Raw genomic sequence first — 15,306 nt, 5'->3', positions numbered from 1 at the left:
TATTCCTATTGCCGAACACCTGGAGTGTCACATGCCGGCCATCGTGCTGATCGGTGCCCAGTGGGGGGACGAGGGCAAGGGCAAGGCCACCGACCTGCTCGGCGACCGCGTCCAGTGGGTCGTCCGCTACCAGGGCGGCAACAACGCGGGCCACACGGTCGTGCTGCCGAACGGCGAGAACTTCGCGCTGCACCTCATCCCGTCGGGGATCCTGACGCCGGGCGTGACGAACGTCATCGGCAACGGCGTGGTCATCGACCCGGGCGTGCTGCTGGACGAGCTGGCCGGTCTCGAGGAGCGCGACGTCGACACCAGCAAGCTGCTGATCTCGGCCGACGCGCATTTGATCATGCCGTACCACGTGGCGATCGACAAAGTCACCGAGCGCTATCTCGGCAGCCGCAAGATCGGCACCACCGGCCGCGGCATCGGCCCGTGCTACCAGGACAAGATCGCCCGCGTCGGCGTCCGGGTGCAGGACCTGCTCGACGAGAAGATCTTCCGCCAGAAGGTCGAGGCGGCACTGGAGTTCAAGAACCAGGTGCTGGTGAAGGTCTACAACCGCAAGGCGCTCGACGCGGACCAGGTCGCCGACGAGGTGCTCGCGGCGGGCGAGAAGTTCGCGCACCGCATCGCCGACACCCGGCTGCAGCTGAACCAGGCGCTGGAGCGCGGCGAGACGGTGCTGCTGGAGGGTTCGCAGGGCACGCTGCTCGACGTGGACCACGGCACGTACCCGTTCGTCACGTCGTCGAACCCGACGTCCGGCGGCGCGAGCGCGGGCTCGGGCATCGGCCCCGGTCGCATCACGACCGTGCTGGGCATCCTGAAGGCGTACACGACCCGCGTCGGCTCCGGCCCGTTCCCGACCGAGCTCGACGACGAGTCCGGCGAGTACCTGCGCAAGCAGGGCGGCGAGTTCGGCGTCACCACCGGCCGCTCCCGGCGCACCGGCTGGTTCGACGCGGTGATCGCCCGCTACGCGGTGCGGGTCAACGGAATCACCGACTACTTCCTGACCAAGCTGGACGTGCTGTCCGGCCTGGAGAAGGTCCCGGTGTGCGTCGGCTACGAGGTGGACGGCTTCCGCACCTCGGACATGCCGATGACCCAGACCGACGTGCACCACGCGGTGCCGATCTACGAAGAGCTGCCGGGCTGGTTCGAGGACATCTCGAACTGCCGCACGTACGACGAGCTGCCTGCCAACGCGCGGGCTTACGTCGAGCGGATCGAGGAACTGTCGGGCGCGCGGGTTTCGGCGATCGGCGTCGGTCCCGGACGGGAGCAGACGATCGTGCGGCACGAGTTCGCCTGATCTTTTTCGCTTGAGCGGCCAGGCTGGTTTCGTACCGGCCTGGCCGTTTTTGTCAGCGAACCGTTGTGGTGACTGGGGTTTGGTTGCGGAACAGATCGAGCACCGGGCAGTGTTCGTCCACCGCGCGGCGGAGTTGTTCGTAGACCTCGGGCGCGGCCGGGCCGTCGAGTTCCACGGACACCCGGACGTCGCTGAAGCCGGGGCGGGTCGATTCGTCGAAGCCGAAGAAGCCGTGCAGGTCGAGGTCTCCGTCCACCTTCACGCGCACTGCGTCCAGCGGGATGCCGAGGCGGGCCGCCCAGAACTGGTACGTGATCACCTGGCAGGAGCCGAGCGAGGCCAGCGCGTACTCGACCGGGTTCGCCGCCTGGTCGGTGCCGCCGAGGGCGGGCGGTTCGTCGACGGTGAAGGCGTGGTCGCGCACCCGGACGTCCACCACCGTCGCCGTGTTCGGGGCCAGTGCGTGGTCGACACTGAACGACACCGCCGCGTTGTGCCGGTCCGTTCGCACGGCTTGGCGGGTGCCGTCGATGACGTCGGTCAGTGACATCGGTCCTCCTGGGGTCGTCGGGCGTCCAGGGTGCGGGTCCGCCGGGTCGTCGGGCAGGGGCTCTCGTCGGATGGGAAGGCGGCTGGCACAAAGCCGCGCACGTGGTTCGGATGGTGAGAAACCGGGGCTTTCCCGAATAGTTTGAAGAGATGAGCGTCGGACTGACCTTGCCCGCACTTCCGCGGGAGCACATCACGGTGACCGAATTGCTGAACCAGGCACGCGAGGCCGAGGAGGCTGGTGCGGCGTCGATCTGGTTCGCTCAGCTGCCCGAGGGCTATGACGCGCTGGCGTCGGCCGCGCTGGCCGGGCAGGTGACCTCCCGGGTCGAAATCGGGACGTCGGTGGTGCCGATTTACCCGCGGCATCCGCTGGTGCTGGCCTCTGCCGCGCGCACGGCGAGCGAGGCGTCCGGCGGGCGGTTCACCCTCGGAATCGGCCTGGGAGCGAAGAACTTTCTCGAACCCGTCTACGGCACGCCGTATCCGCCGCCGGTGCGGCACCTGCGGGAGTACCTGACTGTCCTGCGCGCGTTGTTCGCCGGGGAGCAGGTCGACTTCACCGGCTCGACGGTTGAGGTGCATCTGTCGGAGCCCGCGCCCGCGGCGCCGATTTCGGTGATCGTCGCGGCGATGGGTCCGCAGGCGTTGCGCGTCACCGGGGAACTGGCTGACGGCACGCTGCCGTACCTGGCCAGCCCGCGGGCGCTCTCGGAGCTGATCGTCCCCGGGATCGGTCCCGGCAAGCGAGTGATCGCCGCGGTTCCGGCCGTGGTGACCAGCGACGTCGACGCGGTGCGCGAGATCGCGGCGCGGGAACTCGGTTTCTACGGTTCGATTCCGTCGTATCGGCGCGTGCTGGAGGCAGGCGGCATCGAAAACGCGGCGGAGTTGGTGCTGATCGGCGACGAGGAGACGGTCGCCGCCGGCGTGCGGCGTTACTTCGACGCCGGCGCGACCGACGTGTTGCTCACCCAGACCGCCCTGCACACCGACGAGGACCGGCGGCGTACTTGGCGGCTGGCGGGCGAGCTCAACTCATCCGGTTCGTAAGGGTTGTCGTCACTGACATTTCCTCCAGATCGAGTTCGCGCAGCACCTTCTGCAGGACGTCGTCGTCAAGGCGGCCGGCGCGGTTCTCCTCGATCATCGCCGCCCGCTGGGTGATGAGGAGTTCCCGCCGCGCCTTGGCGAACTGCGCCTGCGGACTGTCGCGGCGTTCCTCGCCGGACAGGGTGATCGCGGCCTGCGCGAACCGGTAGCGGGTGTCCACCACGCGTTCCAGCCGTTGTTCGAGCCGCTTCATTTTCTCCGGCTCCATGTCCAATGTGGACAGCTGGTCGCGGGCGAGTTCGCGCAGCCGCTCGTGCGCGGCCTTCTGCGCGACCTTGCGCGCGGCCAGCTCCTCGGCCTGATCGCGGGCGTCCTCGTCCGGATCCTGGACTTTGAGCAACCGGATCAGCGGCGGCAGCGTGAGTCCCTGGATCAGCACAGTCCCGACCGCGACGGCGAACGCGAACAGCTGGATCTCGGCACGCCCAGGCGTATCCGCCGGAACACCGGACGCGGCGGCGATGGTGACGACACCGCGCATGCCGGTCCAGGAGATCACCGCCAGCGAACGCCACGCCGGCGGATCATGCTTGGTGCGTCTGAGAAGTTGCAGCGACCGAGGCAGATAGCTGGACAGGAATACCGCGGGTATCCGCACGAACATCGTCGCGAGCAACACGACGACCGCGGACAACGCGAGCGTCCCGTTGTCCCGCGCGGCATGCTGCGCCCCGTCGAGCACGAACGGCAGCTGCAGCGCCATCAAGGCGAACACCAGCGCCTCGAGCAGGACGTCGATCGACGCCCAGACAGACCGGTCCTGCACCCGCGTCGCCGGTGACGCCCGCAGCGACCGGTGCCCGAGGAACAGCCCCGCCGTGACGACCGCCAGCACGCCGGACCCGCTGAACTCCGCCCCGAACGGATGCAGATGCTCCGCGGTGACGTACGCCGCGAACGGCACCACGATCCCGAACGCCGATTCGAGCAGCGGATCGTCCAGCCGCGTGCGGATCAGCTCGACGACCCCGCCCGCGACCAGCCCGACCAGAATGCCGACCACCGTCGCGACGGCGAAGACCGCGAACCCGTGCCCGAGCGACCCCGCCGTCCCGACCACCGCGGCGAGCGCGACCTTGTACAGCGTCAGCGCGGCCGCGTCGTTGACCAGGCTCTCGCCGGTGAGCACCGTCATCACGCCCCGCGGCAACCCCAGCCGCCGCCCGATCGCGACAGCCGTCACGGCATCCGGCGGAGACACGACCGCCCCGAGCACCAGCGCCGACGCCCACGGCAAATCGGGCAGCAGCAAATGCACGACGAAGGCGATCACGAACGCGGTGGCCACCACGAGCAGCACGCCGAGCGTGATGATCGGCCGCAGATTCGCACGAAAGTGGGAGATCGAACTCTCCAGCGACGTCGAGTACAGCAGCGGCGGCAACACGACGGTCAAGATCAGCTCGGGCTCCAGCTCGACCCGCGGAACGCCGGGAATCAGCGCGATCCCCAGCGCGACCACCACGATGAGCAGCGGCGCGGACAGGTTGAACCGCCGGGCGATCGCAGTCAGCCCGAGCGACCCGGCGAGCACGCCGACCAGCGTCAAGGTCTCCATGCTTCGCATCTTGACTCATGGGTAGCGCGAGGCGCGGATGGTTGGGTTCGTGTCGGGACTCCCTTCGGGGTGAGGCGGACGGACGAGGTCGAGGCGGGCAGGGGCTGGTCGGTCCCGCACTCCAGCGCGAAGCGGACGCGACGGAGTTGGCGGCGGTCGGCGGACGGTGCGGAGATGGGGGTGGCTACTGGTGACGGACGTTGGAGGGGGCGGTGGCGTCAGGCTCGACGGCCGCCGCACGGTGACGACAGGGGCGGACCCCGCGGGGACGTTGGCGGGTGGCGGTCGTGGGTGGCGTGGCATCGATGAGGTGGCCTGCCCGGCATTGATACGGGGATGGCGGTGGGCTCCGGTGCGAATGCGGTCTTAGACGGCGGTGGCGATGTGCGGCGGGCTATGGCAGCCGGTTCACGGCTCTGCAGACGACGCGAACCGAAGCTGCGATCGGCGCACAGCGGTTCGGCGAGCGGGTTGATCAGGCCCCGCTTGCAGGCCTCCGTCCGATGCTCGTCGCCGGAGCCATGCTGGGTGGCGCATCGCCGGGTGGAGCAATGCTCGGTGGAGCATCGCCGGGTGGAGCAATGCTCGGTGGAGCATCGCCGGTCAGGGCATCGCTGGGTGGAGCATCGCCGGGCAAGGCAACGCTGGGCAGGGCAACGCCGGGTGGAGCTTTGCCGGGCAGGGCGATGCTGGGCAGAGCAACGCCGGGTGGAGCTTTGCCGGGCAGGGCGATGCTGGGCGGAGCGGTGCCGGGTGGAGAACGGCCAGCCGCCGCGAGAATCCGCAGGGCTAACCGAGTTCCTTGAGTTCCTTCTCCACCGCGGCCAATTCCTCCGCCGACCCTTGCACCTTCGGGCCGGTGAACCACTTCCGGGCCGACAAGACCCACCACAGGGCGGCCCCGCCCAGGACGACCAGGAAGGCGATCGGCGTGTAGTTGAAGGTGTCGACCGTGATGGGGCTTGCTTGGGGGAGCATGAAGAGCACGAAGATCACCACGACCCACCCCGTCGCGACGATGCCGATCGGTTTGCCCCAGCGGCCCAGGTTCCACGGGCCCTTCTCGAAGCTGTCGCCCCGGCGGACGCGAAGGAAGACCGGGATCACGTACGCGACGTACAGGCCCACTGTCGCGATCGAAGTGACTGCTGCGTAAGCCGTCGCGCTCCACAGGTACGGCAGTGCGAGCACCAGCGCGCCGCCGGCAGCCAGCCATACCGCGTTGGTCGGGGTTTGGGTTCGTTTGTTGATGTTGTGCCAGATCTTCGAACCCGGGATCGCGCCGTCGCGGGCGAAGGCGTAGATCATGCGGGAGTTCGCGGTCACCGAAGCCATGCCGCAGAACAGCTGGGCGCCGATGCAGATCAGGAGCAGGAATTTGCCGGTCACCGCACCGGTCGCGTCGATGAAGATCTGCGCTGGCGGGACACCGGTGGCCGAGTTGACCGCTCCGTCGTAGTCCTGGATCGCGAAGGTCAGGCCGATCAACAGGATCCAGCCCGCGACGAGCGACACGAGGATCGAGTTGATGATTCCGCGCGGACCCGCTTTCGCGGCGTTCTTGGTTTCCTCCGTCATGTGCGCCGAGGCGTCGTAGCCGGTGAGGGTGTACTGCGCCAGCAGCAAACCCAGCAGGAACACGTACGGCGCGGAACCCCATCCGGTCTGGTTCACGAAGCTGCCGAACACGAACGACGCTTCCTGATGCTTCGCCGGCACGAACACGAGCACGCCCACGATCACCAGCACGCCCACCAGATGCCACCACACGCTGACGCTGTTCAGCACCGCCACCACGCGCACGCCAAAGGTGTTCAGCACTCCGTGCACCACGAGAATGACGGCCAGCAACAGAATCGTGTGCCCGGGCGTCGCGCTGAAGCCCCACTGCAGATCGAGGAACGCGTTGAGGAACAGCGCAGCGCCGAAGTCGATGCCTGCGGTGACCGCGATCTGCCCGATCAGGTTGAACCAGCCGGTGAACCACGACCACGCGGGACCGTTGCGGGTCGCCAGCTTCGCCGCCCAGTAGTACAGCCCGCCCGCCGTCGGGTAGCTCGAACACACCTCCGCCATGCCCAGCCCGACCAGTACGACGAACAGCCCGACCAGCGGCCAGCCCCAGATCATCGCCGCCGGGCCGCCGGTCTTCATGCCGAAGCCGTACAGCGTGAGGCAGCCGGACAGGATCGAGATGATCGTGAACGACACGGCGAAGTTCGAGAACGCCGACATCGTGCGTTTGAGTTCCTGCGCGTAGCCGAGCGCGTGCAGGCGAGCGCTGTCTTCGTCGGGTTGTCCGGTCTGCTGGTCGGAGACATCCATCGGGCACCCACCTGAAAGGTATGCGGACAGACCATTGAGAGTGCGCAGAAGTTAGCCCTCTCCGTTCGCGGGTGTCAAGGTTTCGCTGGTCGCTGGGCGGAAGCTCCTCCGAACGGCGCAGGGCGGTCCGGGTCTGGGTGATCAACATAGAACCAGTATGTCGAACGAATGTTCGAGAGCGCATCACTCGAACCGGTCGTCTCCTGGCCAGCCGCACGAGGCGGGCCGGTCAGCGGCAGGCCTGCACCGCCGGGACGCGGATCGCCTGCCGGGCGGTGCCGACGCTGGAGGCCAGGGTCAGCGCGCACGCGATGAGCACGACGCCGAGGTAGATCGTGATCGTCGCGTGGGGCAGGACCGAGCCGGTCTTCACCAGGCTGTACGGGACCACGGTCGCAACCGAGGCGATCGAGCCGAACAGCACCCCGGTCGACGCCAGCACGGCTCCTTCCAGCCCGACCATCCCGAGCACCTGCGGTGGTGTCGAACCCACGAGACGTTGCTGGCCGAACTCCCGCCTGCGGTGAATGGTGGTGGCGATGAGCGTGTTCACGAGCATGATCGCGGCGAACAACGCGACCATGCCGACCACCACGTAGTTCAGCGTTTCGATGCTCCGCGCGATCTCGGTCCGCGCCCCGGTCGCCGCGGAGTTCTCGATGCTCTGCATGTAGAGGGTGCCGGTGGCCATTCCGGTGAACAGGATGTTCGGCACGAGGGCTCCGGCCAGTTGCTGAGTCTGCCCGTGAAGGTTGAGCACGGCTAGGTAACCGCTGGCTCCCGTTCGCCTCAGCGGCTTGGCCGCCGCCCTCGTGATCGCCGCCAGCAGCGAGGGCGCGAGCAGCGCGAACCCGACCGCGGACAGGATCGCGCCCTGGCCGCCAACAGCCATCAAGGCGGGCTCCCTGCCGGTGAACACGGTCGCGGTCAGCACTCCGGCGGAAATGCCCGTGGCGAGCACGAGAACTCCGGCAACCAGGCGGACCCGACCTGGTCGAGCGTCGCCGATCGACGCGGTGAGCAGCCCTTCCCGCACCCCGATTCTGGCTCTGCGCCACGCCGTCGCCGCCGCTGCGATCGCGGCCGCGAGCAGCGTGATCCCGAGGCCGATGCTGATCGCGAATGGACCGAATTCGGCGGGCACGCGTTCAGGCAGGCGCTGGGCGTTCTTGAGCAGGCCGACCACCAGCCGGCCGGTGAACACGGCTGGCGTGATCGCCGCGAGAAACGCGACGATCGCGATGGACACCGCTTCGCCGACGATCAGCTTGCCGATCTGGGCAGGGGTCGCGCCGATGCTTTTCAGCAAAGCGAGTTCGGTGTCCCGCTGCCGCACCAGCAAACCGAGTGTGGACATCACCGCGACCACGACAAGCACCAGGCCCCAGCCTCCGACCGCGCTCGCCATGATGGTCAGGATGCGTCCGGTCGATTCGTCGACGTTGGCGCGGGTGTCCAGCAATGAAGCGAAAGTCATCAGGATTGTGGCGCCGAGGAACAGCGAGACAAAGCTCGCCGCGAAGCTGGCGGGGCGGTGCCGCAGCGAGCGCAGCGCGAGCCGAAAGATGATCATCGGCCTACCACCGTCCGCTCGTGCTGACCGACTCCCACCGCACGGCCTGCACCGCAATTCCAGCCATCTGTCTTCTCCCCTCGACAGCCTGCGCAACGAACGCTAGGGCTCTCGACGGCACGACGACGATGGCCTGCACCCCCCGTTACGGGGTGGGGCCCGCCTTACCTCCGTCCGGCTGAACCGGCACGTCGGGTCAGAATGTCGAGAACATCGGGGCGGCTCCGTCTCCGGGACAAGAAACCGCCGCCCGCACCAGAAAGGACCGCCGTCATGGCTGTCGCCGAAGACTTCGACCGCGCGACCGACTCGAAGTGGGACTGGGTCGCTGAGCAGACCCGAGCGTACCTGGCCTCGAACGGCGCGGAAGGCCACGAATCCAACGGCCTCTACACGCTCCTGCTCGTCACGACCGGACGCAAGACCGGCATTCCCCGGCGCACCTGCCTGATCTACGGCACCTCAGGCGACGAATTCGTTGTCGTCGCTTCCAAAGCCGGTGCCGACGAGGATCCGGAGTGGTTCAAGAACCTGGCGGCGGAACCGAGCGTTGGCGTGCAGGTCGGCGACCGCCGGTTCAGTGCCCGCGCTCGCGTCGCGGCACCGGACGAGCGCGAGATTCTCTGGCCTCAGATGGCGAACATGTTCCCGCTCTACGACGAGTACGCGCGGAAAACCGACCGCGTAATCCCGATCGTTTTGCTCGCTCCGCGAAACTGAAAGGCCCGCCGGCGACGCGAACGTCACCGGCGGGCCGGGAAGAAAAGAAAATCAGCGACCGGTGAAGTCCCGCACCGATTCCAGCGCCGTGTCCGGCTGGTCGGCGAAGAATCCGTCGACCCCGGCCTTCAGGAATGCCGCTTCCTCCGCGAACACGTTGCCGAACGCGCTCGGGCTGGCCGAGGAGCGCAGGTTCGCCGGCAGGAACGGGTTTTCGTTGCGGAAGGTGTAGGGCTGCACCTCGAGCCCGGCGCGGTGGGCGTCGGCGATCAGCGTGGTCGGCTTGCCGAGGTTGTCCTGCGCGTCGCGCGGGATGATCTGGCCCTTCTCCGGGCCGAGGTACTTCGCGTATTTCGCGATCTCGCGCAGGCCCGCGGGCGTGACCAGGTCGGCGTAGGTGCGCTTGTCGCCCTTCGCGATGAAGTCCGCCGGCGCGCCCTTCGCCTCGGTCAGCTGCAGCAGCGGGACGCGCACCTGCTTGTGCAGTTCCTGCAGGTTCGACACCTCGAACGACTGGATGATCACCGGCGCGTTCGGCCGGTTCAGGCCGTTGCGGTTGAGGATCGACACCAGCTTCGGTTCGGTCGGGTTGCCGATCGAGGAGAAGTACGTCGAGTGCTTGACCTCCGGGTAGGTGCCCAGCGTCCGGTGCAGTTCGCGGCCGAGCCGCCGGGTCAGGTCGAGCACCTCCTGGTACGTCGCGATCCGGTAGCGGCCGTCGTAGAGCTGGTTGTTCGGCCGGTTCTGCGGGATCCGCTCCTTCGCGTAGAGCGTCTTCAGCTCGGCGAGGGTGAAGTCCTCGGTGAACCAGCCGGTCATCTTGGTTCCGTCGATGACCTTCGTGGTCTTGCGCGAGGCGAACTCCGGGTGGGCCGCGACGTCGGTGGTGCCGCCGATCTCCGGCTCGTGCCGGGCGACGAGCTGGCCGTCCTTGGTCGGCACCAGGTCGACGTCGACGTAGTCCACGCCCATCCGCCAGGCGAGTTCGTACGACGCGAGCGTGTGCTCCGGGCGGTAGCCGGGCGCGCCCCGGTGTCCGACGATCACCGGGCCATCGTGCCGGGCGCCGCTCGCGGCCGCACCCGCGGCCGTGTCCTCGCTCGCGGCGGCCGGGCCGATCGCGAGGCCGGCGACGCCGAGCAGGGCCAGGCCGGACAGGGCGAGCACGCCGAGGCGTTTGCGCTTCATGGGGGGACCTTTCTCTACCGGGCGATCCGCAGCTCGCCACGACTACCGCGTCACCCTCACCGCCGCAAGCGTCGGGCGCGCGGCACCAGCCGGACGGGCGGTTGACAACCGGGTAAACGGTGGATGGCGGCCGAATCCGGACACCGTTCTCCCTGGACCGGACCAGTCGCGCACCTGGTCCGGGCCGGGGTCGCGGACGGCGCGCTGCCGCGGCGCGACACGCACCGTTACGCTGTCCGGCGTGCGCGTACTGGTAATCGGCTCCGGCGCTCGGGAGCATGCACTCGTCCTCGCGGTGGCAGGCGACCCCGCGGTCACGGCGCTCGCTTGCGCCCCCGGCAACGCCGGCACGACTGCGGTCGCCGAGCAGCTCGGGGTCGAGCTCGCCGAGCCGGAGGCCGTCGCGGCCCTGGCCAAGGAGTGGAAGGCCGACCTCGTCGTGATCGGGCCGGAGGTGCCGCTCGTCGCGGGCGTCGCCGACGCGGTGCGCGAAGCCGGTATCGCCTGCTTCGGACCGTCTGCCGCGGCTGCGCGCATCGAGGGATCGAAGGCGTTCGCGAAGGACGTCATGGCGGCCGCGAAGGTGCCGACGGCGCGCAGTGAGGTCGTCGACACTCCCGCGCGTCTCGACGCCGCGCTTCAGCGCTTCGGGCCCACCTGGGTGGTGAAGGACGACGGTCTCGCCGCGGGCAAGGGCGTCGTCGTGACCCAGGACGTCGAGGTCGCGCGCAAGCACGCGCTGATGCTGCTCGACGGCGGGCACCCGGTCCTCCTGGAGTCCTTTTTGGATGGTCCGGAGGCCTCGCTGTTCTGCTTCGTCGACGGCCGCACTGTGGTGCCGATGCTGCCCGCGCAGGACTTCAAGCGCGTCGGCGACGGCGACACCGGCCCGAACACCGGCGGCATGGGCGCGTACGCACCGCTGCCGTGGGCACCTGAGGACCTGGTGGACGACGTCGTCGCGCGGGTCGTGCAGCCGGTGGTGGACGAGCTCGCCGACCGGGGCAGCCCGTTCTCCGGCCTGCTCTACGCCGGTCTCGCGCTCACCTCGGAGGGCCCGCAGGTGATCGAGTTCAACTGCCGCTTCGGCGACCCCGAGACCCAGGTTGTGCTGGCGCTGCTGCGTACGTCGCTGGCGTCCGTCCTGAACGCGACGGCGACCGGGAAGCTGGCCGAGCTGCCGCCGCTGGAGTGGTCAGGCGGGGCCGCGGTCACCGTTGTCATCGCTGCGGACGGATACCCGGGCAAGCCGCGCACTGGCGACGTCATCACCGGCGGAGAGATCGAAGGCGTGCTTCATGCGGGTACGCGGCGTCGCGACGACGGTGCGGTGATCTCGGCCGGCGGACGCGTGCTGTCGGTCGTCGGCACCGGTAAGTCGCTGAAGGCGGCGCGTAAGCACGCGTACGAGACTGTCGAGCGCGTACACCTCGCTGGCTCGCACCATCGCACCGATATCGCACTGCGCGCGGCCAACGGGGAAGTAAGCGCTCCCGCCTGAGCACTTTCTCCCACGAAGTTCGCCTCGGGTTCACGCGCCGGTTGGTAGCCTCGAAACGGGTCCGTACGGTCACCGTCCGTATCACGGGAGGGGTTAGCGCATGCCGGGAAGCACACCGCTCACCGACCTGGCTTCGTCGGTACCGGCAGCGCCGGGCGTGGCGGACATCGTGGTCGAGCCGGCGAAGCTGCTTGAGGTCGCGCGGGTGGTCGACGAGCAGGTCAGCGCGCTCGAAGACAAGCTCCTCACGCGGCTGGGCGAACTGCGCGTCGACACTCCTTCGTCGGACGCGGTGAGCGTGAACGCGATGGCCGCGTGGAACACCGTTGTCGCGGAAGGTGATCAGTCGTACGCCGCGCAGGTGCGCGCGTACGTCGCCAATCTGCACAAGCTCGTCGGACAGCTGCGCGAAGCAGCGAAGACGTACGAAGCCAGTGACGCGGACAAGGCCGCGGCTTTCGGGGACCGCGGTGCGCACGGCATCCACTAAGCCGATCCTCGCGGTTGTCGCGGTACTCGGCGTCGCGGGCTGCTCGTCGGGCGAGCAAGGCACCGCGTACCCCGTACAGCCCGCGATGAGTTCCCTCGCGCAGCAGACGAAGGCGGCCGCATTGCCGCAGCGGCCGTCGGATTTGCCTATCGCCGGGACCGATCCGTGTGACCTGCTCGGCCAGGCGCAGCTCGACCTGCTGAAGGTCACGAGCGTGCCGCGCAAGGCCGCGGAGGCGAAGGACGGCCCCACCTGCGTGTTCGATTCGGACAAGACCGAGCCGTTCCACGCGCTGCACCTGCGGATCGTCGGCGCGGACGTGCAGGAATGGCTCACCGGCTCGCGGCGAAAGAACAGCATGACTACCGCGGCCACCAGCGTCGAGGGCTATCCGGCGATCACGAACTACCGCGCGGCGGGGACGCCCTCCGACTGCGAGGTGCTCGTCGGCGTCGCGCAGGGACAAACCATGGCGGCACAGGAGTTCGCGGTCACCGCGGGCGCGTTCAGCCAGCCGCAGTTGTGCGAAATCGCCACCCAGGCCGCCGGCCTGGCCGTGCAGGGCCTGAAGAACCGGACCTAGGGAGGGCGCGTGGAGATCTCCGAACTCGCGGGCAGGATCCGCGACCACCGTTTCGACGGGTGGACCGACACCGCCATCGCCGACGAGATCGAGAAGTTCGGCACCGGCGACGGAATCGCGAGCATCGCGACCGCGGTCGAGGCGCTGCGGGAGGTCGCGACCGCGCTCGCGGGCACCGACCGCACGCTGCGCGACCAGCTGGCGAAGCTCGGCGTGGAATGGCAGAGCCATGCGGGCGGACAGGCCGGGCAGGTGCTCTCAGATCAGGCCGGCTTCTCCCAGGACGCGATGCAGAAGGTCACGCACACCGCGGAAATGCTTTTCGCGCAAGGGGAAGCGTTCAACCGCACCAAGTACAAGCTGCCCGATCCGGCCGCGGTGCGCAAAGGCGCGGAGAGCCTCACGATCGTCGATTCGGTGGCGAGCTTCCTTGGCTTCGAGACTGATCACGCGGCACAGGTGCACGCCGCGGACAACGCGCGCGGCCAAGCGGTCGAGGCGTTGAACGCTTATGCCCAGCAGAGCGGGGAAAACCTGCTGTCCACCGAGCCGTTGAGCCAGCCGCAGTCGCTCGCGATGGTCCAGCCCGGCAGCGGGCCGAGCCCGGTCGACCGCGCGGCCGCGGCGGTCGAGGTGACGCCGGATGGCCAGGTGCGGCCTGCCGCGGCTTCGGTGAAGTCGCAGTATGTTCCGCCACCTCCGGCCCCTCCGGTCGCGCCGGTGGTGGATCCGCCGACGCCCGCGTACGGCACGGCTTCGCAGGCGCAGGCTTCTCGGCCAGCCGCGCCGGTGGTCGCGGCCAGCTATGTGCCGCCGTCCGCGCCTCCGCCGTCGGGTTGGGAGAAAGCACCGGCAGCTCGGGGCAGCGAGCCGGGATCGCCTGGCGCGCCTCGGTCGGGCGGCTCCACCCACGGGCCGGGAATCCCCAGTGCGCCAAGCACTTCGGGCGGGACGCGGGTTCCCGGCGGGATGCGTCCCGGGGAATCCGGCACGTTCCTGCCGACTGGTCCGCGCGGGACGAGCAGCGGATCCGACAGCGGCGGTCCGGCTAATCGCGGCACTGTCGGCAGTTCCGAAAGTCTCGGCGGCACCACGGGTCGCGGCGGTTCGGGAGGAAATCCCGGCGGTGCCACGGGCGGCAGCTACCCCGGAGGCGGGCACGAAAACCAAGCGCTGCAACGAGGTCGTCTGGTCGGCAGCGTCCAGCAGCCGCCGCCCGCCCCCGTCGCCGAACCTTCCGGCAACGCTCCGGCCCCGCGCGGCGGAGGAGCGTCGGCAGGCGAGATCGGGGCAGGTGCCGCGGCCTTGGGCGCGGGAGTAGCCGGTGGCGCGCTTTCCGGCGACCGCGAACGGCAAGGCCGAGGACAAGACGGTCAGCAGAAAGGCCCGGTCCGGCCGTTGCCGGTGGACGAGCTTCCCGAGGAAGAAGCCGTCGCGCTGCGGAAGGCCGAGCAGATCGCGCCGAAAGCAGGCGGCGGAGACGCCAAGTACCTCTCCGAAGCCGCTCCGCAGGAAAGCGACGACGAGCACGTGCGCCGCTTCGGTGTCGACGACAAGGACCTGTTCGCCGACGGCCGGATGGTGACGCGCGACGTCCTCGGCGACGGCACGGGAGACGTGCGCCGGCCGTGAACCTGGTACTGACCGCCCTCGAATTCGACGTGCTGTGGGAATCGCTGGACCTGGGCGGACGCCCGGCCGCGCTCGCGGTTCCGTCGCCCGGGCGCACGCACACCGAACGGGCCGAACTGATCGAGTCCGTCTGGGATTCGCTGGCACAGCGCAGGCTTGCGCGCGGCCGTCGGCCATCCGGGACAGTGCTGGATCAGCTGCATTTGCTGGCGCGTCCACGGGAGGCCCTGGACGTCTGGGTGTGGGCGGACCGCGAGATCCGCGGGCGCGCGGTGAGCCGGGGCAGCCAGGCTGTGCTCGCGGTGGTCGACCGGGACGAGGTGTGGCTGATCGACGCCGAACCGGACACGCTCGCCGACGCCGCGGTACGGGTCGCCGGGGATTTCGACGCCGGGGTCGGCCAGTCGATCTCGGTCCCGCACAGCACGCTCGTCGCCGCGGATACGGCTGCCGCTGGCGATCCGAAAGCGCTGGTCACGGCTTTGGAGGACCGGGGCGTGGCGTTGTGGGAGGCGCAGGAGCTGGCGGGCATGCTGATGGGACAGGCGGCGCGCGGCCAGTTCTGCGCGGAACGGGTGCTGCGGGACGGGACGGTGCGCCGGTCGCCGCATGTGGCGGCGTTCTACGACACTGATTCCGGGCGGTATCTGTTCCAGCTCACTGACGATTCGGACGGGCATACCTGGGCGACGGTGAGTCCGGCGGACAACGCGGTGCTGGTGGAGCGGGTGCGGGAGTTGCAAGCCGCGATTTGAG

General features: G+C 69.1%; 13 protein-coding genes. 8 read left to right on the top strand and 5 right to left on the bottom strand.

Going from position 1 to position 15,306, the window contains the following annotated elements; all coding sequences use genetic code 11:
- The first annotated feature begins 31 nt into the window (after positions 1-31).
- Positions 32-1,318 carry an adenylosuccinate synthase gene (locus ABD156_RS03920; RefSeq protein ID WP_037808782.1) on the top strand — a complete coding sequence of 429 codons (1,287 nt, stop codon included), beginning with the start codon at positions 32-34 and terminating at the stop codon, positions 1,316-1,318.
- 52 nt (positions 1,319-1,370) lie between these two features.
- On the opposite strand, the gene ABD156_RS03915 is transcribed toward ABD156_RS03920, so the two are convergent.
- Positions 1,371-1,868 (bottom strand): OsmC family protein, encoded by a 498-nt coding sequence (locus ABD156_RS03915; protein ID WP_344266448.1) that lies wholly within the window; start codon positions 1,866-1,868, stop codon positions 1,371-1,373.
- A gap of 149 nt (positions 1,869-2,017) precedes the next feature.
- On the opposite strand from ABD156_RS03915, the gene ABD156_RS03910 reads away from it, so the two are divergent.
- Complete coding sequence (locus ABD156_RS03910) at positions 2,018-2,920, top strand: TIGR03564 family F420-dependent LLM class oxidoreductase (protein ID WP_344266445.1); 903 nt, start codon at positions 2,018-2,020, stop codon at positions 2,918-2,920.
- Here ABD156_RS03910 and ABD156_RS03905 read toward each other — a convergent pair.
- The 3 genes from ABD156_RS03905 to ABD156_RS03895 form a co-directional block, all read right to left on the bottom strand.
- The gene (locus ABD156_RS03905; protein ID WP_344266442.1) at positions 2,901-4,538 is read right to left on the bottom strand and encodes a Na+/H+ antiporter; all 1,638 of its coding nucleotides are present in this window, start codon (positions 4,536-4,538) and stop codon (positions 2,901-2,903) included. The two genes, ABD156_RS03910 and ABD156_RS03905, sit on opposite strands and share 20 nt — an antisense overlap.
- A gap of 789 nt (positions 4,539-5,327) precedes the next feature.
- Complete coding sequence (locus ABD156_RS03900; RefSeq protein WP_344266439.1) at positions 5,328-6,863, bottom strand: amino acid permease; 1,536 nt, start codon at positions 6,861-6,863, stop codon at positions 5,328-5,330.
- Positions 6,864-7,092: 229 nt separating this feature from the next.
- Positions 7,093-8,436, bottom strand: coding sequence for an FtsX-like permease family protein (locus tag ABD156_RS03895; protein ID WP_344266436.1), 1,344 nt, complete (start codon positions 8,434-8,436; stop codon positions 7,093-7,095).
- Between the two features lie 273 nt (positions 8,437-8,709).
- Between ABD156_RS03895 and ABD156_RS03890 the strand changes: the two genes are divergently transcribed.
- Positions 8,710-9,156, top strand: a complete 447-nt coding sequence (locus tag ABD156_RS03890) for a nitroreductase family deazaflavin-dependent oxidoreductase (RefSeq protein WP_344266433.1) — start codon at positions 8,710-8,712, stop codon at positions 9,154-9,156.
- A 51-nt stretch (positions 9,157-9,207) separates the two neighbouring features.
- On the opposite strand, the gene ABD156_RS03885 is transcribed toward ABD156_RS03890, so the two are convergent.
- Positions 9,208-10,344, bottom strand: a complete 1,137-nt coding sequence (locus ABD156_RS03885; protein ID WP_344266430.1) for a glycerophosphodiester phosphodiesterase — start codon at positions 10,342-10,344, stop codon at positions 9,208-9,210.
- A gap of 241 nt (positions 10,345-10,585) precedes the next feature.
- Here ABD156_RS03885 and purD point away from each other — a divergent pair, with 241 nt between their 5' ends.
- The 5 genes from purD (at position 10,586) to ABD156_RS03860 (ending at position 15,305) form a co-directional block, all read left to right on the top strand.
- Positions 10,586-11,845, top strand: coding sequence for a phosphoribosylamine--glycine ligase (gene purD / locus ABD156_RS03880; RefSeq protein ID WP_344266427.1), 1,260 nt, complete (start codon positions 10,586-10,588; stop codon positions 11,843-11,845).
- A 100-nt stretch (positions 11,846-11,945) separates the two neighbouring features.
- Positions 11,946-12,335, top strand: coding sequence for a PE domain-containing protein (locus ABD156_RS03875; protein ID WP_344266423.1), 390 nt, complete (start codon positions 11,946-11,948; stop codon positions 12,333-12,335).
- On the top strand, positions 12,316-12,918 hold the full coding sequence (locus tag ABD156_RS03870; protein WP_344266421.1) for a DUF3558 domain-containing protein: 603 nt from the start codon (positions 12,316-12,318) through the stop codon (positions 12,916-12,918). The genes ABD156_RS03875 and ABD156_RS03870 overlap by 20 nt, the downstream gene beginning before the upstream one ends.
- A gap of 9 nt (positions 12,919-12,927) precedes the next feature.
- Complete coding sequence (locus ABD156_RS03865; protein WP_344266418.1) at positions 12,928-14,550, top strand: hypothetical protein; 1,623 nt, start codon at positions 12,928-12,930, stop codon at positions 14,548-14,550.
- Complete coding sequence (locus ABD156_RS03860) at positions 14,547-15,305, top strand: ESX secretion-associated protein EspG (protein WP_344266415.1); 759 nt, start codon at positions 14,547-14,549, stop codon at positions 15,303-15,305. The genes ABD156_RS03865 and ABD156_RS03860 overlap by 4 nt, the downstream gene beginning before the upstream one ends.
- Position 15,306: the final 1 nt, after the last annotated feature.

Origin of the sequence: Amycolatopsis albidoflavus (assembly GCF_039525725.1) — a bacterium.
GTDB classification, from domain to species: domain Bacteria; phylum Actinomycetota; class Actinomycetes; order Mycobacteriales; family Pseudonocardiaceae; genus Amycolatopsis; species Amycolatopsis albidoflava.
This window is presented reverse-complemented; position numbering and strand designations above follow the sequence as displayed.

Coding starts and splice junctions, on each gene's coding strand:
- ABD156_RS03920 (WP_037808782.1), top strand. CDS start 32: ATGCCGGCCATCGTGCTGATCGGTGCCCAGTGGGGGGACGAGGGCAAG.
- ABD156_RS03915 (WP_344266448.1), bottom strand. CDS start 1,868: ATGTCACTGACCGACGTCATCGACGGCACCCGCCAAGCCGTGCGAACG.
- ABD156_RS03910 (WP_344266445.1), top strand. CDS start 2,018: ATGAGCGTCGGACTGACCTTGCCCGCACTTCCGCGGGAGCACATCACG.
- ABD156_RS03905 (WP_344266442.1), bottom strand. CDS start 4,538: ATGGAGACCTTGACGCTGGTCGGCGTGCTCGCCGGGTCGCTCGGGCTG.
- ABD156_RS03900 (WP_344266439.1), bottom strand. CDS start 6,863: ATGGATGTCTCCGACCAGCAGACCGGACAACCCGACGAAGACAGCGCT.
- ABD156_RS03895 (WP_344266436.1), bottom strand. CDS start 8,436: ATGATCATCTTTCGGCTCGCGCTGCGCTCGCTGCGGCACCGCCCCGCC.
- ABD156_RS03890 (WP_344266433.1), top strand. CDS start 8,710: ATGGCTGTCGCCGAAGACTTCGACCGCGCGACCGACTCGAAGTGGGAC.
- ABD156_RS03885 (WP_344266430.1), bottom strand. CDS start 10,344: ATGAAGCGCAAACGCCTCGGCGTGCTCGCCCTGTCCGGCCTGGCCCTG.
- ABD156_RS03875 (WP_344266423.1), top strand. CDS start 11,946: ATGCCGGGAAGCACACCGCTCACCGACCTGGCTTCGTCGGTACCGGCA.